Genomic DNA, 23,438 nt, shown 5'->3' on the forward strand with positions numbered 1-23,438 from the left:
TGCTTTCCCTAGTATTGTTTGATCACGAATTCTTTGAATACCACAGTATTGCGTGGCGGCTCGGGATTTTTCTTTTTCCAGTGCTTAGCTGCCAAACGAATAAACACATCATCTGGGAGATTGGTCACGAGCATACTTCCTGAGCAAACCCACGCTTTGTTAAATTTATCGCGATAGTAAGTGTTAAACACCTCTTTATGTCGAACGAGGCGCAGGTAACCATCTGGTGAATCTATCTTGCCGTAACCAACATCCCTACCGTAGCAATTGTAAATGTTAGACGAATATGGCTCCCCCCAAAGGCTATAATCACTCCCTGAATTGGCAGCCGCTTTGATGTCGTCACTGGATAAAATAAAATTGGTTACTGACAAGCCATTGTTCCAGCCACAACGAAAGCCATCATCTTCATCTCTCTCGCTCGACGCATAAGGTGGCGCCCCGTGCACATCGAAGGTCAAGTTTGTTTTCTTGTAACTCGGATTAATCGATATTGCGGCCATCTCAAACGTCGTTCCCTGGTGAGGGTGCGCAACGCTAAAGCCAACTTGTGCATCAAAATCACCATGGGTTGGAATTTTCATCACCGCAGCGCCACCTGAATAATGTCCGCCCTGCTTAATATCTATCACTAACCCATCGTTTATCGAAATCTGTGTATCATCATTATCATGTGAGTAACCTAAAGCCCACTGTGTTGGGTTTACGGACGGACCATTGAAGTCTTCTGAAAAGACAGGACATGCTGGTGTTTGTTGCTCGACACTTGGCAGCGCCCCTTTTGCGACAAGCACATCGATAGGTAGTTTCCAAGCACTTAAATTTTCGTAAGCAATACGAGTTAACGCATAAGGCATATGATTACTCGTTACTTGTAAAGACTGATTGTTTACATAGAGGAGTTGCGCCAAGTCCTCTCGCTCAGCTGAGGTCAATGTGTCAAGTTGCTCGTATAAAATCCAAAAGCTGCGTATGGAAGTTGATTCATTTATTTGTGGCAAAATGGTATCACTGGTAAGGGCTGTAATATCAAGCACACATCGGCAATCTTTGGCTTGCATCGATATTTGTACTATCTGAGCCTGATTAGTAATAAGATTGATTCGATTAATTAAGCCAAATTGTTGTAGTAAAGGGATCAGGTGGTTTGCAATATTAGCGTCGTCAGCAAGCTTAAGCTGAAAATTTGTTCTTCGTCCAAAGGTTTGGAGCACCAGTGCTAATTCAGGGAAATAAACGCGTTGCCAATCATTAGGGGCTACCCAAGGGGTATCTTCTCCAACCGCGCCTGTTGGCTGTCCGTCTTTTAACTCGGTAGAGCGCCAAGTAGCCCCCGCATCTAATTTTTGGATATCTGCCAATGATGCGTCACTTATACAAACATCTTGGCCAGTATAATTAAGCAATTGCTCATCAGGTGCGCAAACAAGCTGATTATCACTAGTCAAATACACCGTTAGCGTTAAGCCATTAGCTCCTGCGCCAAGTGCTGACCAGCATGCCTCTATCGTACTTGCCGGTGTTGACCAACAATCCCCATTAAGCGCTGAAATGTTAAACATACAATGTCCTTATTCATGTGGTGTAAGAAGTTAATCGTCTCTATGCATTTCTAAAAACCATTCAATGACCATAGATACTCTACGTGGTGTAGCGTTACTTTTAGGTTGTACGATATAAATCCAGTTGGTCAATGGCCCTGTTTCACTAGGAAGAAAGATTTCTAGTTCACCGGAGTCGAGATATTGGCTAACACAATGTCGAGGGAATACAGAGAGCCCTACCCCTTTTTTAACCATGGTGATCGCCCCTTCAATAACATTGATCGCGCCAGCATAATAAAGGGAACGCGCCTTGGTAAACTTTTCATATGGTAAGAAATGATTTATCCAAAAATCAAAATACACATCCATACCAGGGTATGATACATATTTTTGTTCGGTCACATTATCTGAAGTCAATCCCGATACATATTCTGGTGAACCCACCAATACATATTCTTCTTGGCAAAATGGTTCATAGTGTAGTGCTGGATTATTAATACGCTCTGTCACAAAACCAAAATCTGCATGTGAACCTAGTACCAAATCAAAAATATCGTCATTTGGCATTAATTCAACATTGATTTCTAATTCAGGGAAGTCTTTGCGTTTATCGAGAATGATAGGGAAATGAGGGGATAATAGGCAACTGGGAGGCATCGCATACCGCACCTTTCCCCGATACCCTTCCCGCTCATTCTGTGCCTCGTCGTACAGTCTATCCAAGGAATCTAAATGCTGCTTTATTAGGTCAACAAAAGAATGTCCAATTTCTGTTAATTCGACCTCTTTTTGTGTTCGAATAAAAAGCTGCACGCCCAGTTGTTTTTCTAATTCACTGACATGTCGGCTAATACCACTTTGGGTTTTGTACAATACCTCAGCTGCCGTGGTAAAACTCTTATGCTCGGCAACGGCTAAAAAAGCGGGAAAGACACTTGGGTTGATACTTGAGAGCGGATTAACTTTCATGAACAATGATATCCCTATGTTTTAGTTAGTTATTGTATTTCTAACACATAAATTCGCTTGTTTCATCCATGAAATTCATTTACTGCTTTATGAACACAGTTACGCGATACCAACGTAACATAGATATTTTACTTGAGTGTTAATCAAGCTCTATGTGCTTAAGTCAAGCAAGCATTTCAACGTCTAGCGTGACCACATTGTTGATTTCAAAAAGGTGACTGTTGTTTAGTGTCATACAAAAATCACTGTCGACATCGTCTGTAGTTTGACAAGAAGTCATCAGACACCCATCAACCTTTGAACTGATTTCAATACCTATCAGAAAAGACGTTTGGATATCGCCATATTCAATGTCAACCGCAGCGCCCGCATTAATAGTTACAATGCGGGTTTCATTCATTTGAAATGAACCTTCACACAACGCTGCAATAAAAAGCGTCACCGTTACATCATCCTTGGTGTTATTAACAAAACATTTCGCGTTGTTTTTCAATTATTTCTCCTTATCGACATGGATTATAACAAGTATCTCTCAATGAACTTGTTTAAAACTGCATTCCGTCAATAGCATTCATATTCTGCTAATTGGCTTGCTAATGCCAATGAATATTTTGCATAGCATTATTTAGCATTCGCATTGCAAAGCGTGATAAAAGCGCACATGATTGAAGCGTCAGTATGTTTAGGAAGGAAGATGATGGCACACAAAAAATGCAAACCGACCGGCTTTAGAGTTTGGCAAGGCTACCGCTCAGAGGGGTATTTAAACCGGCGAGATGATTTTGTCGAAAAACTTGGCACCCTTTTTATTCCGGCAACCGTTCAAATGATGGAACCGTTAGGATTGATTGGTTATTTCCCTGCCATTTTGCCGGATACAGGTTTTAAGCTCCCAGATGAGATAGCACTTGTTTTGTATGGTTCTCAAGAGGATTACAAGACCGCATCCAGAGAATCAACTTCAGGGCGTGCCTATGGCGCTTTGCACGGGGCTGTATTTAATTTTTCACGTGGCGGTGAGATCCCGAAAAGTAAGTCTGCATTCCCTCAAAAGTACGAAGGTGAACTGGAATTAGGTACGCCATATTACTTAAGAGATGATGAGATAGATTGGCGTGACGGAAAAACAAAGGTGTATTGTGCCAGACGACATCCAGACATTTCATTGGCCGAATTTACAAAACATATAAAATCAGTCATTGATGCGTGGTCTAAGCAGAACGCTTTGGATATAGACGGCAGCATTTTAGTGTGTGAAGCAGACTATATTTTGTATTGGGAGCACTCCAAGTCTAGCAAATCACTCTTTCCTTATTTTGCTCCTGTGCTTAACTATCCCATGCTAGCGGATAAGCCTTTGTTAAGAAGTGTTCCCGAACTCAATACCGTACCTTATGAGGGGATTGACGTCCAAGCAGGCGATAATCTTGATGTACGTTTGCTAGCAAGTGTTAGCCGCCAGAATCAGTTAACGCCAGTGCACTTAAAGTTAATTAACGAGGTGTAGCTATTTCTGATAACTTCGGCGAACATGGTAATTTTCAGAGAAATCTTTGTCGGTATAGAGCAGCCACTCTTTTTGCAGCTCTTCTAACTCGACACGCTCGTCTTCTGAAATGGTGCCAACAATAAACATATCGGTGAGGAACTTGATCCGATCAAGTTGTGCGTCCGTCATATTGCAAATCCTTTTATAAGTGTATGTTTTTTGTACAGTCGTACATATTCTAAAGTATTTGAGGAAAAATACAAACTTTCGAAGTTATTAGCCACCATCTTGGCATAGCCTTAAATAAAAGGAAGACTACATTATATCTATCATGAAGATACAAATTGAAGGAAGAAAAATATTCCACTCCAGAGTTCCAAGCTGACACATTTGGGAGAGTTGTTTATTATCTTGCTTTAACAGTTAATACACAGAAAAATAGGGGCGTTGACACATGGTTCTCATTATCATTTCTCACAACCACTTTTAGCTATGTCTGCCAAAGAATCTGATAGAAAAAGGCTTGGGGACAAGTACATTTGTATATGTCCCCAATTTTCATCTACATGCTATTGGTGTGCTAGCACGATTGCGTGCATTTAGAGGTGAATTATCGAATCTGCATTGCCATCAGGGTCATTGTTCGCCTTTCCACTGGTGCTTGGATGGCCATTGGTCATCATAATTACGGCGCAGGCGTGTGGAGCTGCCATTGATGTGCCAGAAATGGTGTTGGTTCCACCTGATTTCCACAGTGAGAATATGCTAACGCCCGGTGCAGCATAATCGACTGGCGGATTTCCATAGTTTGACCAAGAAGCCATATTGTCATTGGAGTCCACTGCCGAAATAGTCCAAACCTTAGAACCATTGGCTCTTGCAGGCGAGTAATTGCCCGCGTGGCTGCCGTCGTTGCCCGCTGCCACAACAAAAAATGCGCCAGAAGCTTGAGATGCAGCAACTACGGCATCATCTAACGCGGAGCTTGCGCCACCACCTAAGCTCATATTTGCACAATCGCCAGGATTGGCATTCGCAGCAACATGATCAATGCCCGCAATTACGCCTGACGTACTCCCTGAACCGCGGCGGTCAAGCACGCGAACAGGCACAATAGTGGTATTAGGAGCAACACCCAACGCGCCAATCGAGTTATCAATTGCGCCGATAGTTCCCGCTACATGCGTTCCATGGCCATTTTGATCATCCATGCTACCGCGACTTATCGAACTGAAACCACGGCTTGCGTCGACATTGAGGTCTGGATGGTCTAGGTCAACGCCACTGTCGATAACCCATGCGGTGTAACCTGTGCCATCAACTGGACCACCTACGCGAGTGGTACCGTAAGATGCCTGTTGTGGACCACCACCCTTTACAGGCTTGCCTTTGCTTATAGAGACAATACTATCCGGTGTTAACGAGCTAATAGTGGCATCGTCACCAAACGCTTTTTCGGCTGCATGACACGGCATGTTGAGCGCAAAGCCTTTAATTGAATGCTTGTAAACGTGCTTAACATTTGCGTTTGCGCGAGCAGCCATAGCGCGCGCTAACCCTGTGACTTTTTCACCCTCTGTTGCGTCATCGAAACGAACGATGCAGCTATTTTGTATATCCATTAGATCTGCATTTGTTTGATAGGTGGGTTCACCGTCATCGGCATACAAGTTTCCTGAAATTGCGATAGCAATTGCCGATACGATAAAAGTTTTTTTACTGTTCATAGGTGTTGCTCCAAAATAATTGTTGTTATTTATCTGTGCTTTGTGCCATTAACAGCAGGCCTTTTAGAGTCTAGTCACGAGATTAAGGAGGGATTAAAGAGATTCCGACAGTTTTTCGAACGAGTGCGACATGACGTAACTTTTAACTAGGTTGAATGCCCTATCAGCCTCAATTGCGATATTTAAGTTAAAAATATTATTTAAAATAACCGTACTTGCGTAAGCCAATGGAATGGCACACACTTAATAACAATCCACCTATGAGGATATAGGTGAATCTCAACTAATTAGTGTATACAAAAGGATTTGAATATGACATTAAGTGCAATTGATAGCAGTCCACTATCAAAATCAGAAAATAAACCGAGCGCGTTAGTTCTTGGCCTAATTGACGAATGCCAGGCTATGGCTGAATTTTCAATGTCGTCAGGTATATCTATTGAACCGGCAAAAATTGAAGCCCTTCATCTTTTACTGTGTCGAGAAAACCATCAATACACGAACGATGAAATCAGGACACTTGGAACAATTCATAAAAAATTATCACGTGCTATCGCTCCCGCTACGCCCAATGGCATTTTGCAAATACAAAGAGAGAAAGCGCGAAAACACCCACTTAATTTTTTGGGACCAGTACCTTTGGTGCGCCACCTCACACTTACCTCTCTTTTATTATTGTTTTTGGTCATTGCTGTAGGACTTCACCCTGAGGTAAACGTAAATAATATCAACAAAGGATTTTTGAACTCACAAGGGCTCGAGCTCTTTTTAAACTTGTTGTTTATTCTCGCTTGCGCAGGGCTTGGCGGTTGTTTTTCAGCACTTTTTCGGCTTAATCGCTTCATCATCAACGCCAATTATGATCCGAAATTCGATTCAACTTATTGGATACGGCTATTACTTGGCGTAATTGCAGGGCTATTCATTGTGGAATTAATTCCACCGAGTATTTTTCAGGCGAATGGCAACAATGTACTCAATAGCTTTGGTAAGCCCGCTATTGCGATGTTAGGGGGATTTTCTGCCACCATGGTATATCGCATACTTCAACGATTTGTTGAGGCGGCTGAGTCACTGGTTAAAGGTGACCAACAAACACTTAAAAGAGCGGAAGCTCAACTTCAGCAACGGGAATTAGAGCAGCATAAGCAAACGATTCACGCCAATATAATTGGCGAATTAAAATCAATGGAAACGAGCTTAGCACTTGGTGACAGTGTAAAAGCACAACAACAGTTAACAAATACAATTGAAAAGATGAACAACAATATTGCTTAGCAGCAACGTATTCAGGTATTAGGCGTAAGAGTAAAGTTAGCACCATCCAACCATAAATTATTTTTATTGTTTATGGGTAATTGACGGTCGCTAATGAAATACAAAGAAAGATTAATGAGATAACTTTGGCGAGCATACAAAGCTATAGCAGTGAGTGCCACTAGTGCCGGCATTTCCCTGCGCCAAATTTAAATAAAAAAAATTTATAGAATTTCATTGAAAATCGATTTAGCAACTTGATATTTTTCAGCTACAATTTATCGGGAAAGCGCTAGATTTTATTCGCATTTTACTTTGCAAGCTCAAATGCAAACATGGAGGCCACAATGAAATTTAATCAGGAAGATTTAGCAAGCGCATTATCTCAAGCAAAACCCGCACTATTAAATAACGCAGACTTTGGCATCATCGAGTTGTCTTCTTCGGGTGAAGTGCTGTTTTACAATCAGCACGAACTGAAAAACACGGGACTATCGCAACGTGAAGTCAAAGATAAAAACCTGTTTACTCAGTTAGTTCCAAGTACCGATAACTATATGGTTTCTCACAAATACCGAGCAGTTGCAAATACCTGCCTGCCTATCGATGAAACCATAGACTATGTGCTTACCTATCAACTAAAACCAACGAGCGTTAAGCTACGATTACTTAAACAGGATGATCGACAGTGGCTTTGTGTAAAAGCTCAACATTAGTTAGTTCGTGTTAACAGTTCGCCATCAAGCGTCGGTAAATTAGTGTTTGTCTAGCCATACGCGATAGCCGCTGCTACGTAAATGAATTGGTAAACGCAATTCTAACTTTGAGCTGCTAGTTATTGAGCATAAGTGCCAGTTTACTCATTAATTACTTTCCAGGCGGTTGCTGAATGACAAGGTGAATCGAGCACCGCCGAGCTCACTATCATCCGCACTAATTAAACCGTCGTGCCGCTCAACAATTGCTTTGACTATCGCTAAGCCTAAACCATGCCCTCCTGAGTCACGCGAGCGACTAGGATCAAGCCGCATGAAGGGCTCGAATATATCGCTCGTTCTTCCCGGAGGTAATCCCTGCCCGTCATCTTCAATTTGAATAATGACCTTATCATCTGTGGTATGCCAATTAATACAACACTGTGATTTGGCGAAACGACCAGCATTACGCAAGATGTTCACCAACGCCAACACAATTAATGTTTCGTCGCAGTCAATACTACAATCAGCATCGTCTTGATGATGATAATTTATGTGAGGATAAAATGATTGCACTTTGTTTATGGAAGCATTGACCAATTCAAGCAAATTGTACGTTGAAAGTGACAATGGAGAATTATCATGCTTAAGGCGGGAGTATTTAAGTAATTGCTGTACAAGTTCGTCAAGTTCGTGGATTGATGTTTCGAGTTGCTTAGCTAATTTGGCGCGTTCAGCTTGATCAGCAGCAACTAACAATTCGATAGAAAACTCCATACGTGCTAACGGGCTTCTAAACTCATGCGCGACGCCATGCAATAAATCTCGCTGTGTCATTAACAATTGTTCGATGGATTGAGACTTTTGCTGCTGTTGCTTAACTAAGTTAGCTGCAAGTTCGACGATATCTTCTATCACCACCTCTCTTTGTAAAACATTAGCGCTAGAAACATTCAACTGAAATACGTCCGCTAATGCACGCAATTTCTTTTGATCTTGTCGATGAAAATAAACCACGACAATAATACTGATGAGAAAGCCAAGAAACCAAGCTGCCCCCTCTGATGCGTACGCAATCCAAGTATTACTCGATACACCATCAACAGTTAACACAAAGTTTTCTGAAACTGGGAAGTAGAGTTGCAGTGAAGAGGAGTCAATTAGCCCCGTCTTTGCACTTTCCAATCCGAAGTTTTCCAATTGCTCCAGTGTAAATGTATCTGTATTACGCCCATCAACGTAAACGGGAATACCTAATTCTACGGATAAGCGTGTTGAAATCTCATGCCAATCATCGTTTTTTCGCTGTTCTAAAGTTTCATTGACTTGTTCTTTAGCATCAATCAACTGCTGCTGAACATGTGCATAACTAACACGGTCTACAACATCGTACAAAAGCGTAAAACTTAGCAACGAAACAAACACAAACCCTAACGTTAACGTTGCCAACACTTTTACCAAATTAGTCATATACTCTCGCTATACTCAAACATTCCAAGCTAAATAGTAACCCGCTCTCACGCCGTAGAATATGCCCGTTGTCACTATCTAGCTTATTCGCTACGCTTTTTTCTGCTTACACAGCACAAAAATACGCTGATTATAAGATTTCATGTAAGCCACTTTTTCCTTTCTTTCTTGGCGCTGTTCAGGGGTTTTGATTACATCACCCGTGCCCTTCATGAATTTGATGCCACACTGCTCTACAGCAAAGCTTCTATCTTCACTGGATATCCCTGGAATTGTGATATTTCGGCCAGACGTTCCATACACCCGAAAATCATTATTCTTACGTGCCTGAAAAACCTCGGTGTCAACGGGCGATACCACAGCCGTCGTTTGACTCGGTGAACTGGGCTGACACGCAGTAATCAAAATCACAGACACTAATGCAGCTATGCGCTTGTTAAACATTGCGATTACCTCCTTTTACATTAAGGTATTTTTGCTGACGCATTCCACGTTGAAATAATCGTGACACACCTGCAAGTAGCAACAAGAAAACACCATAATATAATCCGCCACCTGAACTACTACTCGAAGAATTACCATTGCCCGAGTTTCCAGAAGCAGCATTTACCGTCACAACTAAGTTTGCATTGGCGGTAACAGTGCCGTCTGTCACAACATAATTTACTGTTTCCGTACCGGTAAACCCGCTTTGTGGGGTATACACTAACTTGTTATCACTTAATGACACGGTACCACTCGCATTAGTTGTAGCGCTTTGTATCGTTAATGTATCACCATCAACATCGCTATCATTTGCTAGTACGTCAACCGTATGGTTTTGCGTATCTTGTGTGATACTAAGCGAATCATTCTGTAAAACTGGCGCATCATTTACCGCATTGACCGAAACCTTAGCTGGGAATGGTTCGCTCTCGCGATCGCTAAATACTGCAGTTACATTTACAGTCAGCTCTCCATTGAAATTAGCGTCTGGTGTTACCAAAGTATTATCTACGGTATAGTTATTACCTGTTGCAACTTTGATCGATACTGCATCACCACTGATAATAAACAGTGCCTTTGTTAACTCAATTGAGTCATCTTCGTTCACGCTAATGGGTTGTTGACCAACAATACTATAAGAAACGTCTCCCGTTATATTACTGGTAAAAGTTCCTTTATTCATCGCGTAAAAGATGTTGTCGCTACACGACACCATAACGCGGCTCTGCGGGAAATTTCCTTCAGGATACTCAACTGCATGTTCACCATCATTAGCAACGCCATTCGCAAGTGAATGTTCAAACGATTGGCCATTGTTTGTCGACATTTTGATATCGACCGAAGCACAATTAATTGGTGCAATATTCGTATTAGCTACATCCCAAGTAATGTTTTGCGGGTTTGTAGTATAAGCTTCGTTGCCATTAGGCACGGTAACGGCGAACGCTGACCCAGTATCCACTACATTAATCTTCATTGCATCATCAGCTACGCCGCCCAATGCATCACGCACTATGAGTCTAAAATTCAACTCTCGCGATGTTGCGGGGTACGTTTCCCCGTAACTTACCTGATTCAATAAAACATCAGCTAATTTCGGTAAATAACGCACAGGTTCTGAAGTGGGCGACAGCGCTCTAAACAATGGTCCTTGGCCTGAATCCGTTTCGTCATCTGATTTCGTAGCAGTTGCAGGTCCAAGATCAAACTGTTCCCAACTATAACTCAAGGTAGCGTTGCTATCGGTATCGCTCCCTTGTCCAGTTAAAACAAATGGCGTAAGCGCTGGAATCGTATAATCATTACCTGCATCTACTGTCGGGACATTATTGGAAGAGTTCGATGTTGTGCCACATGACGCGCCGTCGCCTGAATTAATAAATGCAGACATCTGATCAATTGAATGAATATGGAAAAACGGATCAGAGTTATTTTGTAGGTTTTGTTCACCACAAATTCCCGCATAACCCATAATGGTTGACGCACTGCCAGGTTCATATGAAGAATCATTCGCTCTATTTCCGTCACATGCCCCTTGTTGACCATTGAACGTATGATCTGCACGCAATTGATGACCAATTTCGTGTGCAACGTAATCAATATGGAAGGCATCACCTACAGGGTTAGAGTCACCAGTCATACCATCGCCTTTGTAATTGGCATCACAAGCCACACCAAATGCAGCCAGTCCACCACCATCAGTATTGACTACATGGCCTAAGTCATAATTATCCACACCTATGGCATCATTAATGACGCCGGTATTTAACGAGCCATCATCACCATCGTTGTTAAATGGATCGGTATTCGCATCAGTAAATACGATAGCGTCATTGTTTGCCACAAGTTCAAACTGCAAAGACATATCTTGTAGATAAACTTGATTCAGTCGATTAACCATTGTAACAATGGCCGCTAATCCCGCTTCTTTCGTGCCTCCAAAAAATGCGGTATATTCTGCTGCTGCTGATATGGCAAGGCGGTATGTTTTTATTTGTTGAAGCGCCTTTTGACGGTGGTGTTTGTCACTCGTTTGAGCCACGTCTTTCAAGCTGCTATCTATCAGCTTTTTAGGTAAGTACTGCTTAAATGGTGCACTTGCCGACCCCAATGCGGCATTTTTTCGATAATAACTAACATAATTAGCACGGTCGCCTTGCTGTTGCGGGTCAACAAAGACTGTTTGTCCATCATGAGAAAACATGGCATGAAAACCATTCGGCGTTACATCAAATTGTCCAGAATTCTGAGGATTATCAACCTGAACACCACTAAACGTTCTAATACTTGGAAATTTACGTGCTAGTTCAGGTGACATTGCACTATTAGGCGTTAATGAAAATGTCACTAGTTGGCCATTAGGTAACGGGACATCTAGCTCAATATTACCGTCGAATGTCTGTAACAAAATAGCTAGTTGTCCTTCTGACAATCTCATCATAGCGCCTGACGATACTCTACTTTGTGCGTTAATTGCTGTTTTTGCTTGGAGTGCTTGCCATCCCAATTCAATTCCTTCATTGGCGAACGCCAAGAATGAACAGCCCGCTAAACCAACAATTCCTGTCATATTAAGCACTGATTTTTTCATACATATTTCTCACTTGCACCAATCGGTGTCGATTTCGATGATTTTCAATATGGAATAAGTGTATTAGAGAATGCCGATTAATTCTTATTCGAAAGGTATCAACATCCTATTTTTTGGATACAAACGGATACAATTAGCCCGAAGCCGCGATAATATCGCAGTTGTTAGGAATTCTTGCCAATAACAGTATCACTATATTTACGGCAGTCACAGTGTGTTACATTCTTATCCTCCCGTTTAGTTTCCATTTGTTTACAACTTGATTATTATTTTCTAACAACCCACCTCCAATCGTTCGTTTTATCAATGCCGGGGGCGCGTGTTCGTTCAAACATAATAAAGAGAACTTACTATGAAAAAGTTAAGCCAATTATTTGCCATTAGCGCAATTACACTCGCTGTACAAGGGTGCCTTAGCGATAACTCGGTAACGCAAACACAATTAACTCCTGTAACAGAAAACAGCCAAGTTCAATTTTCTATTCCATTTGAGAAGTATCAGTTAGCAAATGGACTAGAGGTTGTTTTACACCAAGACAAATCCGATCCAGTGGTCGCCGTTGCCATTCAATACCATGTTGGTTCAAACCGAGAAAAACAAGGTAAAACAGGCTTTGCACACTTTTTCGAACATATGTTGTTTCAGAATTCAGAAAATGTCGGCCCAGGTAACTTCATTAAAAACATCGGCGATATGGGTGGCACCTTGAATGGCGGTACATGGCAAGACGGCACCATTTACTATGAAGTAGTTCCGAGCGACGGTCTTGAAAGCGTGTTGTGGATGGAGTCAGATCGAATGGGTTACTTTATTAACACCGTAACGCAAGAAGGTCTAGAAAACGAAAAACAGGTGGTAAAAAACGAAAAGCGTCAAGGTGTCGACAACCGACCTTATGGCCACACAGACTATGTGGTGTTAAAAGCGCTATACCCTGAAAATCACCCATATAATTGGGATGTTATCGGAAGTTTGGAAGACTTACAAAATGCCACGTTGCAAGATGTACGAGACTTTTATCAGCAATGGTACGGGGTTAACAATGCAACTTTAGTTATCGCCGGTGATTTTGAAACAAAAGACACTAAAGCATGGGTAGAAAAATACTTTGGTGAGCTGCAACCACGTAATGAAATTAAAAAATTACCACCAATGCCAGCTGTATTGAAAGCAAATAAGTCTTTCTACCACGAAGACAATTTCGCGCAATTACCTGAGCTCACGCTCACTTTCCCTAGCATTGAGCAATATCATATAGATGCCTATGCATTAGACTTATTGGCTGAGTTATTAGTTGATGGCAAGAATAGTCCGCTGTACTCGTCTATCGTGATCAATGATAAATTGGCACCGAATGTTCGTGCTAGCAATCATAGTGCACAAATTGCAGGCACGTTCAGTATCACAGTACGCGCATTCCCAAATACGCCATTGGATAAGGTCAAGAGCAGCATTGAAAAGTCACTGCAAACAATTGAAGAAAATGCACTAACTGAAGGCATGTTAGCTCGCGCTAAGACTCGACGAGAAACAGAATTCTATCGCAATCTTACCAGTGTATTTAACAAAGCATCAGCTATCGCACAACACAATGAACTTGGCGGTGACCCAAGTTTAGTGACAAAAGAAATCGAACGCTATCAAGCTGTGACACTTGAAGACGTGGTGGCGGTCTATCAAAAATATGTGAAAAACAAACATTACGTTGCCACCAGTTTTGTTCCTAAAGGCCAAAAAGATCTTGCCCTAACTGGCGCGATTAAAGCTGATGTAGTGGAAGAAAAAATTGTTCAAGGCGCTGAGCAGCAAATGGCAGGAAACGCAGAGCAAGAGCCGCTAACACCAATTGCACAAGCGCCTTCTTCTTTTGATCGTTCAGTAATGCCTGCACCGGGTAAAAGTAAGGCTGTTGAACTGCCGGATATTTGGCAATCAAGCTTAGCTAATGGTGTACAAGTTCTAGGAATTGAGCATAACGAATTGCCGCTTGTCTCATTTTCTATTCGCGTGATGGGCGGACATTCACTTGACCCAGACAATAAGAATGGCGTCGCAAACTTGCTAACGTCTATCATGATGGAAGGAACAAAAGATAAGACGCCTGAGCAGCTAGAACAAGCGTTGGGCGATATTGGTGCTGAATTACATTTCTCAACCAACGGAGAATTCATCACCTTAGAAGGCAGTACTTTGTCAAAGAACTTTGGTAAAGCAGTTGCTTTAGCTCAAGAAGTGCTGCTATCACCGCGTTGGGATGAAGCGGAGTGGGATCGTGTAAAAGCTGAAACCGTTGCCCAGATACAACAAGCTCAAGCCAATCCTGGTGCAATCGCACATAACGTATATGCCAAGTTAATGTACGCCAATAGCAACAAGCTTAGCACGCCTGTAACAGGCAACATTGACGAAGTAAATAGCATTACACTTGACGATGTTAAGGCTTACTATCATGACAATATTATCGCTGACCTCACCACAGTTCATGTGGCTGGCGATATTAAACAACAAGAGGTAGTGAAGCAATTAAGCGCCTTAGGAAACAAGCTGAAAAATGGCAAAGTTGAACTACCGCTAGATGCAGGTGTACTCAGCTACGACAAGCCAACTCTTTACTTCGTTGATGTACCAGATGCCAAGCAATCGTTTATACGCATTGGTAGCCCAGCGATGAAAGCAAATGCCAAAGATTACTATAATGCGGTTGCGGTAAACCATAATTTAGGAGGAAGCTTTTCCGGACAGTTGTTCCAAATTTTACGTTTGCAGAAAGGATATACTTACGGCGCGTATTCAGGTCTAAATCGCAGTAATTTTGGCGGTACTTTCGTCGCTCGTTCAAGTGTTCGTGCCAATGTAACATTAGAATCGTTACAAACCTTTAGAGAAATCTTAGGTAACTACGGCAAGGCATTTGATGAGGACGCTCTGGAAAATACGAAATCTGTATTGAAAAAGTCTAATGCGCGAGCATTTGAAACCACAGGTAGCCTATTGAACGTGCTTGAAAATATCAGTAGCTATGACCTAAGCGAAGATTACGTTAAAGAGCAACAGCAGCAATTGCATGCGCTCACTATTGAAGAAGCACAGGCTGCAATTAATAATTACATCAACCCTGACAAGATGGTGTACTTAGTTGTTGGTGATGCTAAGACGCAATTACCTCGTATGCAGGAGTTAGGGCTAGGCGAGCCAATACTGCTCGACAATAATGGGAATCGTATCGAACAACCAATGACGACCCAATAGCAAGTTGTATGTTCCGTCCTGAAATGTGTTAACACTTTGAGGACAGGACAGTAAGCATATTAAAAGGGCTAACCAATTTAGTTAGCCCTTTGTCATTTTAGGAGGAAACAGCTAGACGTATGCTAAAAGCGCCAAACCCCCACTCGCCCATTGGCTCCAGCAGTTAGCAGAATTTGACCATCTGTAGCCGCTGTATAAAATCCTTTATCACCTTGTTTGTCTTCACTAGCGTCAAATGCTTGCCACGTTTTCCCTTGATCGTATGAAATGTCATTGCCTGTTTTTCCCGTTGCTAAGCATACATTAGGTAAACACGACATGGCCGTGCGTAGGCCACGATTACCGGCATTAACGGCCTGCCAATCATTCCCAGACAATGCCGCTATGTTGGCATAATTTTTAGGACGCTGTTGGTAATCACCACCGAGTACAAAAACTTGTTGTTGGCTATTAAGCGCCAAACCATAGCCACCAGCTGTTTGCGTTTCACTGTATAAGGGCACTGTTTGCCGCTGCCATGATTCACCATAGTCATGGCTCACATAGATAGATGCTGAAAATCCGCCTGTTGTGATCCAAGCGTTCCCTTTCTCACCAACAATTAAAGTATTGCCGCTTGCTGCGAAAGCCGCTTCTTTGTCTAACATTACAGGCAGTTTGGTTTTAGCAATGCGACGCCACGTTTTTCCACCGTCTTCAGTTTTTTCAACAACGTAGTAGCCGTCAACAGGGTCGCCTAACAACAATCCAACGTTTTCATCCCAAAAGCCAATTGAATCAAAAAAACCTTGGTCATTCGTATTTTGATAGAGTATCTGCCAACTTACACCACCATCTTTTGTTTCGAGTAATTTTGACGCATCTCCGGTACCCACCGACATCACAATTGCATGCTTATCACTAAATACTTCGATGTCACGAAAATCACTTCCCTCTGTTAGTTTAGGAGAGCGATTAATCCAGTTTTTTCCGCCATCATTGCTCACAAATACCGAATTTTTGCTACCTGTCACCCACATAGATTGTGCTGTCATCGCACTACCACGCAATGATGGTTCGCCGGGCAGTACAGACGTGTTCAATGTTGGGACGATGGGTTTGTTGTTCGCCTCGACCGCCATTGCCGTACAGCTTAACGCACCAGCTATGACTGCGCACCGTACTACTTGTCTATACCTTTGTTGAAAATTCATTAGCCAACCCTTTGACAATATTAAGAAAAACTAACTATTCAATAAATAGTGTCATTTCACAAGTAAAAATAACTACTATCCCATTATGGTCAAGTATTAATCAGCTAAACATTGTATCTTGTCGCATAATCAGCGATAGTATTTGAAGAAACTTGAAACTGTTCCGAAGTTGGCCGATAAGTGGCTAATTGAATATTAACCTAGAAAAAATTTGTACCTATGTTAACTGTTGATGAAAAAGTACTCGCCGATATTGGCCGCGGGTTTTCGGTTCCACCTCAACCTAAATTGCTTTTAGAATTGCGCCAACTGATTACTAGCAAAGAGTCCGACATCAACAAGATTGCCGATACCATTGTCAAAGATGTATCGGTATCAGCCATGATTTTAAAAACCATAAACTCCCCCGTTTATGGACTATCTCGTTCTATTTCAGACATTCATAAAGCAACTCGCTATATAGGTATTCACGGCGTACTTTCATTGGTTACCAATACACTTATTAGACAAAGCTTTGATCAAAATGATTGCAGCATTGCTTTGGAAGAATTTTGGGATAACGCGACTAATATTGCTAATGCTTGTGTAACGGTTGGTAAAAGAGTGAAACAACCACTTTCTTCAGACAAGTTGTTTTCCATTGGGTTGTTTCATGATTGCGGGATTCCCGTCATGGCCAGTAAGTTTGCTGATTACACAGATACCTATGAGCATGCATTGCAAACACCTAGCGAAACGTTAACTGACATTGAAGAAAGTGTCTATCAGGTTAATCATGCCACAATCGGCTACTACGTAGCTTCTTCTTGGCGCCTGCCGAAAGATATTTGTCAAATAGTGCTAAGCCACCATGACCGACAATTTATTGATATCATCAACAATAAGCCTGAGCAACTCTACTTTGCCGTATTGAAGCTCGCTGAAAATATTGTCCACAATCACAAACATTTTCGTGATAGTGCTGATTGGTCTTATGTGAAAGATTCCGTGTTTACATTGCTCGATTTTGATGACGACGACTTGTGCGACTTGATGGAAGATTGTCTGGCAATTTAACGTAAAACATAGCCAGCAATAGTATCTATTTTAACGAAGCTTTTTGTGTACACAGTCACTCGTCAACTTTCAATCATTGGTGAACGAGTTTACGAATGCCGCCACCATCTAATCCCATATAAATATAGCCGTCCTGTCCCTGCATTAAGCTTCTTACTCTGCCTAAGCCTTTTAGTACTTGCGTTTGTTTAGTAATGCGTTTGCCGTCAACATCTAGCGCAACGATATAGCCAAACTTTAATGAACCTAACAAATACTTACCTTTGAGTTTGGGATATTTGTCACTGGTGACTTTTATCATGGCGGAAGGGGCGATTGATGGATCCCAATAAAGTGCAGGTTGTTCCATTCCTGCTTTATGCGTCAAATCCGTAAAACGTGTACCACTGTAATTTATTCCATAGCTAATCACAGGCCAGCCGTAGTTAGCACCTTCTTGGATAAGATTTACTTCATCACCACCTCGTGGTCCATGTTCATGTATCCATAACGTTTTGCTTTCATGATCAAATAACATGCCTTGCGGATTTCGATGACCAAAGGAGTATATGGCAGGCTTAGCTTTCGGCTGTTGTATAAAGGGGTTATCTTTAGGGATGCTACCGTCATCATGAAGTCGGTATATTTTGCCAGCGTCTTTAGTTATATCTTGCGGAAATTCATCTCGTTCACCACGATCACCAACAGAAAAATAGACAAACCCTTGGTCATCAAACGCAATTCTACTGCCAAAATGACGACTACTACCAGCCTCCACATCTGCCACGTAGAGCTGTTCCTGATTTATCAAGAGCATATTAGCAATGTCTAGTTTGGCACGCATCAATGCGGTATTCATACCTACATTTGTTTTAGTTACATAGGTGAAATACAACCAATGATTTTCAGCAAACTTAGGATGTAACGCTAAATCGAGTAACCCTCCTTGCCCTTGACTCTCAATATTAGGCAATCCTGCAACTTCTTCGGGTAATAATTGGTTGTCGCGAATCACACGCAACGCGCCACTACGCGCACTTACCAAAATATCATTGTTAGGTAATTGAACCATGGCCCACGGAACAACCACACCTTTTGCCACCAATTCGCTCGAATATGTGCGGCTAAGGCTACGAACATCTAATGGGTGAGAATCTCTAGCCTGTGCAGCGAAAAAAATGAACGACAATATCCCTAGGATGATTACTTGCTTCATGATTTTGGGTTTCCTTCCTGATATTGGATTACTTCTTTTTTACTTAAACCAAGTAAGTTAAGCAAGTCTTCCTTAATGAGGTAAAGCGCAGGGATGAGAAACAACGTGATTACTGTCGCAAATGCAATACCAAAACCCAATGATATCGCCATTGGGATAATAAACTGCGCTTGTAAACTCCCTTCAAAATACAGTGGAAAAATACCAAAGAAAGTCGTTAGTGAGGTTAATACAATCGCCCTAAACCTTTGTGTTGCGGCTTGTGCGACAACGTCAATCATCGCCATCCCTTTATCTTTCGCTTTGTTAATAAAATCTACCAATATGAGGCTGTCATTAACCACCACGCCAGTGAGGGCAATAAAACCATATATCGACATCATGTTAACCGTTCGTCCTAGTAACCAATGACCAACTATTGCCCCAATGACCCCAAAAGGAATGACTGACATAATCACTAATGGCTGCACATATGACTTAGTCGGGATCGCAATCAAACCATAAATCAGAAACAATGCGCCGATTGCTGCAATACCAATTTGTCGCATGAAATCTGCTTGCTCTTTCGACGCTCCCTCCATGCCATAACTAACGCTGGGGTAGTGACTTAGTATTTCAGGAATAAGGCGGTTGTTCATTTCTTCATTAACCAATCGTGTCTCAACCTTGTCTGGATCGATGTCTGCCGACACGGTGATAGTTCGTTTTTGATTGATACGGGTAATAGAAGAAAAACCTTGAGAAAAAGTAATGTCGGCCACGTCATAAAATGGGACTTTATTACCTTGAGCAGTCGTTATCCACATGCCCTCTAAATCGGTAACAGATAAACGATCTTCTTTAGGATAACGCACCATGACTTTAAGCTCGTCACGACCACGCTGAATTCGCTGGGCTTCTTCGCCATAAAATGCTTGTCGTACTTGTCGGGCTAAATCATTAAGTGTTAATCCCAGCGCTTCAGCTTCAGGTTTAATGGCTAAACGGATCTCCTGACTGCCCCGACTAAACGAATTACGAATATCATAAATACCGTCATACTCTGTTAGTCGTTGCTGAATTTCTTCTGCTGCGGCCTCTAGCTCCATATCGTTTTTACCGGACAGTTGAAACTCTAATGCGGCATCGCCTGAAATATTGGTGCCCGAATAAAAGCGCACTTCTTTTGTTCCGGGTATTTCACCTATTCGTTCACGCCACATTTTTTCAATATCAAACGCTGTTAACTTTCTATGCTCTGGTTTAACTAACTCTAGAATAAAGCTCGCTTGCGTATTCCCCGAGGTAAATACCATCGAATGCTTCAGAAAGCTTTCCCCTTGATGTTTATTTTCTTCTGCAATTGCCAACGCAGCCTGATAAATATGTTCAACCGCCTTGTTACGTTCCTTTGGCGCAGTGCCGTCAACCATTACTAGATTACCCTGAACAAAGTCACTGGGTACATTAGGAAACACCTCGGTTTTTACCAAAGAGCCCACTAACAAGGATATGGCTAAGATTAATATCGAAATAAAAATAGCAACCGTGTTGTAGCGCATCTTTAGCGCTTTCAGTAAGAATGGTTTGTATCGCTGATGAACAAATCGCTCAAACGCCTTTTGGAATCGCATTTGAAAACGTTCGAATGCGTTAGTATTTTCTTCAGTCAGTGGTTGATATTTCATATGCGCCAAATGCGCAGGTAGAATCCATTTTGACTCGATTAGCGAGAATATTAAGCAGTAGGTTACAACGAGCGATATCGCTCGGAAAAAGGAAGAAAATGTTGCATCAATAAACAACAACGGCGCAAATGCTGCGATGGTTGTCAGTACACCAAAGGTGGCAGGCATTGCAACACGCATCGTACCGCGAATAATATTTTCGGTTGAGTGGCCATATTGTTCTACTTCAGCATAAGCACTTTCACCAATAACGATGGCATCATCAACCACTATCCCCAGCACCATAATAAAGGCAAACAGGCTGAGCATGTTAATGGTGACGTTCCATTCTCCAAATAAGGGCATTAGTAGGAACGCGCCAAAAAAACTAATCGGAATGCCCAACATGACCCAGAAAGCGACACGAAGCCTTAAAAATAAGGCCAGAACAATAAACACAAGCACTGCGCCCATTAACAGATTGGTGAGCATCATGTCGAGCCGCGCAGCGAGGTAATAAGACGAATCTCCCCAGACATCGAGCTTGGCGCCGTCTGGTAATGATTGGTTACGCTCGGCAACAAATGCTTTTACTGCTTCCGCGATTTCCAAATCGTTCTGATCCCCTTTTGATTGCACCATTATACTAGAGGTATTCACACCGTCGAATCGAGCAAAGTCTTCTTGCTCAACAAAACCATCAACTACATTGGCCACATCAGACACCAAAATACGAGTGCCATCGGCCGCCGTTTTTAACACAATACTACCGTATTCCACTCCGGTATACGCCTGTCCTTCAGTGCGCAACAAAATGTCACCACCTTCAGTTTTGATGGTACCTCCGGGTAGGTCGATAGATGAATTGCGTACCACCCGAGCAACATCGTCGAATGTTAAGTTGTACTTAAGTAGCTTATGTTCTGAAACTTCAATACTGATTTCATAGTCTCGATTACCGACAACTTCAGCGTGATTGACACTCGGTAACGAGAGTATTTCATCGCGAATATTTTGGGCCAATTTTTGACGGGTACGGCGATCCATAGAACCGCTCAACGACAACCACAAAACTTGTGATTTGAATTCTAACTTGGTGATACTTGGTCGTTCCGTTTGTTCAGGAAAAGTTGTGATAGCACCAATTTCCATTTGTACTTCGTCGAGTTTTTCACCGAGCGAGACGCCCGATTGCAGCTCAAGTGTAACTATACCGACACCTTCATTTGCCACGGCAGTCATGCGCTTTATACCATCTAGGTCTTCTAACGCTTCTTCTACTTTGAGCAACACGCCTTCTTCAACTTCTTCAGGCGACGCACCAAGATGAGGTACAGTGATACGAATGCTATTAGGATTAAAGTCTGGAAATGCTTTTTTATTTAGGTTTTGGTATGAAATGAAACCACCAGCCAAAATAAAAACCATGAGTAAATTGGCTGCCACGCTATTACGCGCAAACCAAGCAATTATTCCCGTTAACGGTTGTTGTGTTTGCACGGTAACTATTCCTCTTGGTTTTTAGTATTTAAGGCTATTTGCTCGTTATCGTTTCCTTTTATACGAAGTGACATGCCTTCGACAGGCGTCTCAAGCTTGGTCATAACTAGTGGCATAGTTAAATCTAATGACTGTTCGGTATACAAATATTCGCTGTCACTGTAAACGCTTTCTATTAACGTTTTAACAAGCTTGTTATCGTGAGATACCTGATATATTTCGTTTGCGCCATAAATTGCATTGTGCGGAATAGCGACAATATCTTTGATCATCTTTCCCTTTATTTCGGCTTTGACAAAGCTGCCAATATGCAGTGGATGTTTAAAGTCGTCGCGCTTATAAGCGTATGGGTCATCAATTTTCGCAATGACGTAATGTACACGGCTCGATGTGTCTACTACACCTTCGTAGCGGGAAATATAAGAGATCCACTCACGCTTCTTGCCACCAACGTTCATTGACAAGGTGACTTCATCGCCCTTGTTATTTTCCTCGGAAAAATCAGGCAAATTAATATAAGGCATATCGTTTTGCTTGATAGGCAATCTGGCTTCAGCATAATCAATGGCAAATGTACCCGCCAATACGGAGCCTGGTGTTACGTACTGCCCTATGTCAGCTTGTTTAACCTTCACCATAGCATGGTAAGGTGATTTAATCGTCGTACGGGATAATTGCACCTGAGCTTTTTGTCGTTCAGCCTTGGCAGAATTAACGTCCGCCTGTGCTTTTTGCATTTGCGGTTTACGTAGTGCCATTATTGGGGCATCTTCAACTTGCTTTCCCGACAACAACCACTCTTCTCTTGCCTGTTCAGTACGTGCCTGCTCTTCAAGTAAATTCGCATTTGCCGTATCTAGTCTAGCTTCTGCCTGTTGTACTGCTAGTTCATAATCAGTCGGATCGATCTTAAGTAATACGTCTCCTTTACGAAAGAAACCACCTGCATTAAATTGTTCAGCGACAAAAATAATGCGCCCTGATACTTCAGCGACAATATTGGTTTCTGTGCGAGGCAAAATACTCCCTTGTGATTTCACGCGCAAAGTAACGTCTCCTCTAACGAGTTGTTTGATTTCGACAAGTGGCGCTTTTATATCAATGGGCTTTTTAGCTGGTTTAGGTGCAAAGGCACCGATAATAATTAGTACGGTGATCGCTGCAAAAATGAAGGCAAAGGGCATCAACACATATCGCAATGGTACCATGCGCTTTCCGCGTTTTTTGGGATGAATATTCGTGGAGGCGGGGTCGACTTTGTGTGTTGGCATTGTCATAGTGATCCTGTAACGAGGTAAGACAATAAAGAATATAGCAACTGAAATTAATAACTTACAGTAAAGAATTGTCAATTAACTAAGTAAAGCTTAG

General features: G+C 42.1%; 17 protein-coding genes. 5 read left to right on the plus strand and 12 right to left on the minus strand.

Going from position 1 to position 23,438, the window contains the following annotated elements; all coding sequences use genetic code 11:
* Window positions 1–8 precede the first annotated feature (8 nt).
* The 3 genes from ACSLUK_RS11945 to ACSLUK_RS11955 all read right to left on the minus strand — a co-directional run bounded on the left by ACSLUK_RS11945 (window position 9) and on the right by ACSLUK_RS11955 (window position 3,006).
* Window positions 9–1,562: a glycerophosphodiester phosphodiesterase family protein gene (locus ACSLUK_RS11945; protein ID WP_448548883.1), complete on the minus strand. Its 1,554-nt coding sequence runs from the start codon at window positions 1,560–1,562 to the stop codon at window positions 9–11.
* Between the two features lie 30 nt (window positions 1,563–1,592).
* Complete coding sequence (locus ACSLUK_RS11950; RefSeq protein ID WP_448548884.1) at window positions 1,593–2,513, minus strand: LysR family transcriptional regulator; 921 nt, start codon at window positions 2,511–2,513, stop codon at window positions 1,593–1,595.
* A 163-nt stretch (window positions 2,514–2,676) separates the two neighbouring features.
* Complete coding sequence (locus ACSLUK_RS11955) at window positions 2,677–3,006, minus strand: hypothetical protein (RefSeq protein WP_448548885.1); 330 nt, start codon at window positions 3,004–3,006, stop codon at window positions 2,677–2,679.
* Between the two features lie 201 nt (window positions 3,007–3,207).
* Between ACSLUK_RS11955 and ACSLUK_RS11960 the strand changes: the two genes are divergently transcribed.
* Window positions 3,208–4,020 (plus strand): hypothetical protein, encoded by an 813-nt coding sequence (locus ACSLUK_RS11960; protein ID WP_448548886.1) that lies wholly within the window; start codon window positions 3,208–3,210, stop codon window positions 4,018–4,020.
* Here the strand turns inward: ACSLUK_RS11960 and ACSLUK_RS11965 are convergent, their stop codons facing one another.
* Window positions 4,021–4,191, minus strand: a complete 171-nt coding sequence (locus tag ACSLUK_RS11965) for a hypothetical protein (protein WP_448548887.1) — start codon at window positions 4,189–4,191, stop codon at window positions 4,021–4,023. It abuts the gene before it with no gap.
* A gap of 410 nt (window positions 4,192–4,601) precedes the next feature.
* A complete protein-coding gene (locus ACSLUK_RS11970) occupies window positions 4,602–5,729 on the minus strand; it encodes a S8 family peptidase (RefSeq protein WP_448548888.1) in 1,128 nt (375 codons plus the stop codon).
* A 312-nt stretch (window positions 5,730–6,041) separates the two neighbouring features.
* On the opposite strand from ACSLUK_RS11970, the gene ACSLUK_RS11975 reads away from it, so the two are divergent.
* Both ACSLUK_RS11975 and ACSLUK_RS11980 read left to right on the plus strand, forming a co-directional pair.
* Window positions 6,042–7,007: a hypothetical protein gene (locus ACSLUK_RS11975; RefSeq protein WP_448548889.1), complete on the plus strand. Its 966-nt coding sequence runs from the start codon at window positions 6,042–6,044 to the stop codon at window positions 7,005–7,007.
* Between the two features lie 326 nt (window positions 7,008–7,333).
* Window positions 7,334–7,702, plus strand: a complete 369-nt coding sequence (locus ACSLUK_RS11980; RefSeq protein ID WP_448548890.1) for a PAS domain-containing protein — start codon at window positions 7,334–7,336, stop codon at window positions 7,700–7,702.
* Window positions 7,703–7,849: 147 nt separating this feature from the next.
* On the opposite strand, the gene ACSLUK_RS11985 is transcribed toward ACSLUK_RS11980, so the two are convergent.
* The 3 genes from ACSLUK_RS11985 to ACSLUK_RS11995 all read right to left on the minus strand — a co-directional run bounded on the left by ACSLUK_RS11985 (window position 7,850) and on the right by ACSLUK_RS11995 (window position 12,227).
* Window positions 7,850–9,151, minus strand: coding sequence for a sensor histidine kinase (locus ACSLUK_RS11985; protein WP_448548891.1), 1,302 nt, complete (start codon window positions 9,149–9,151; stop codon window positions 7,850–7,852).
* Window positions 9,152–9,241: 90 nt separating this feature from the next.
* Window positions 9,242–9,595 (minus strand): hypothetical protein, encoded by a 354-nt coding sequence (locus tag ACSLUK_RS11990; protein WP_448548892.1) that lies wholly within the window; start codon window positions 9,593–9,595, stop codon window positions 9,242–9,244.
* Entirely contained in the window at window positions 9,588–12,227 is a 2,640-nt protein-coding gene (locus tag ACSLUK_RS11995) for a reprolysin-like metallopeptidase (RefSeq protein WP_448548893.1), read from the minus strand. Before ACSLUK_RS11995 ends, ACSLUK_RS11990 begins: the two co-directional genes overlap by 8 nt.
* A gap of 352 nt (window positions 12,228–12,579) precedes the next feature.
* On the opposite strand from ACSLUK_RS11995, the gene ACSLUK_RS12000 reads away from it, so the two are divergent.
* Window positions 12,580–15,477, plus strand: coding sequence for a M16 family metallopeptidase (locus ACSLUK_RS12000; RefSeq protein WP_448548894.1), 2,898 nt, complete (start codon window positions 12,580–12,582; stop codon window positions 15,475–15,477).
* Window positions 15,478–15,599: 122 nt separating this feature from the next.
* Here the strand turns inward: ACSLUK_RS12000 and ACSLUK_RS12005 are convergent, their stop codons facing one another.
* Window positions 15,600–16,670, minus strand: coding sequence for a beta propeller repeat protein (locus ACSLUK_RS12005; protein WP_448548895.1), 1,071 nt, complete (start codon window positions 16,668–16,670; stop codon window positions 15,600–15,602).
* Window positions 16,671–16,889: 219 nt separating this feature from the next.
* On the opposite strand from ACSLUK_RS12005, the gene ACSLUK_RS12010 reads away from it, so the two are divergent.
* Complete coding sequence (locus ACSLUK_RS12010) at window positions 16,890–17,726, plus strand: HDOD domain-containing protein (protein WP_448548896.1); 837 nt, start codon at window positions 16,890–16,892, stop codon at window positions 17,724–17,726.
* 73 nt (window positions 17,727–17,799) lie between these two features.
* Here ACSLUK_RS12010 and ACSLUK_RS12015 read toward each other — a convergent pair whose 3' ends face one another.
* From ACSLUK_RS12015 to ACSLUK_RS12025, 3 genes are read right to left on the minus strand one after another with little or no spacing between them, the layout of a single operon-like run.
* Window positions 17,800–18,921, minus strand: a complete 1,122-nt coding sequence (locus ACSLUK_RS12015) for a PQQ-dependent sugar dehydrogenase (protein ID WP_448548897.1) — start codon at window positions 18,919–18,921, stop codon at window positions 17,800–17,802.
* Window positions 18,918–22,067, minus strand: a complete 3,150-nt coding sequence (locus ACSLUK_RS12020; RefSeq protein WP_448548898.1) for an efflux RND transporter permease subunit — start codon at window positions 22,065–22,067, stop codon at window positions 18,918–18,920. Before ACSLUK_RS12020 ends, ACSLUK_RS12015 begins: the two co-directional genes overlap by 4 nt.
* Before the next feature lie 5 nt (window positions 22,068–22,072).
* Window positions 22,073–23,344: an efflux RND transporter periplasmic adaptor subunit gene (locus ACSLUK_RS12025; RefSeq protein WP_448548899.1), complete on the minus strand. Its 1,272-nt coding sequence runs from the start codon at window positions 23,342–23,344 to the stop codon at window positions 22,073–22,075.
* Between the last annotated feature and the right edge of the window lie 94 nt (window positions 23,345–23,438).

It is taken from the genome of Thalassotalea fusca (assembly GCF_053485835.1).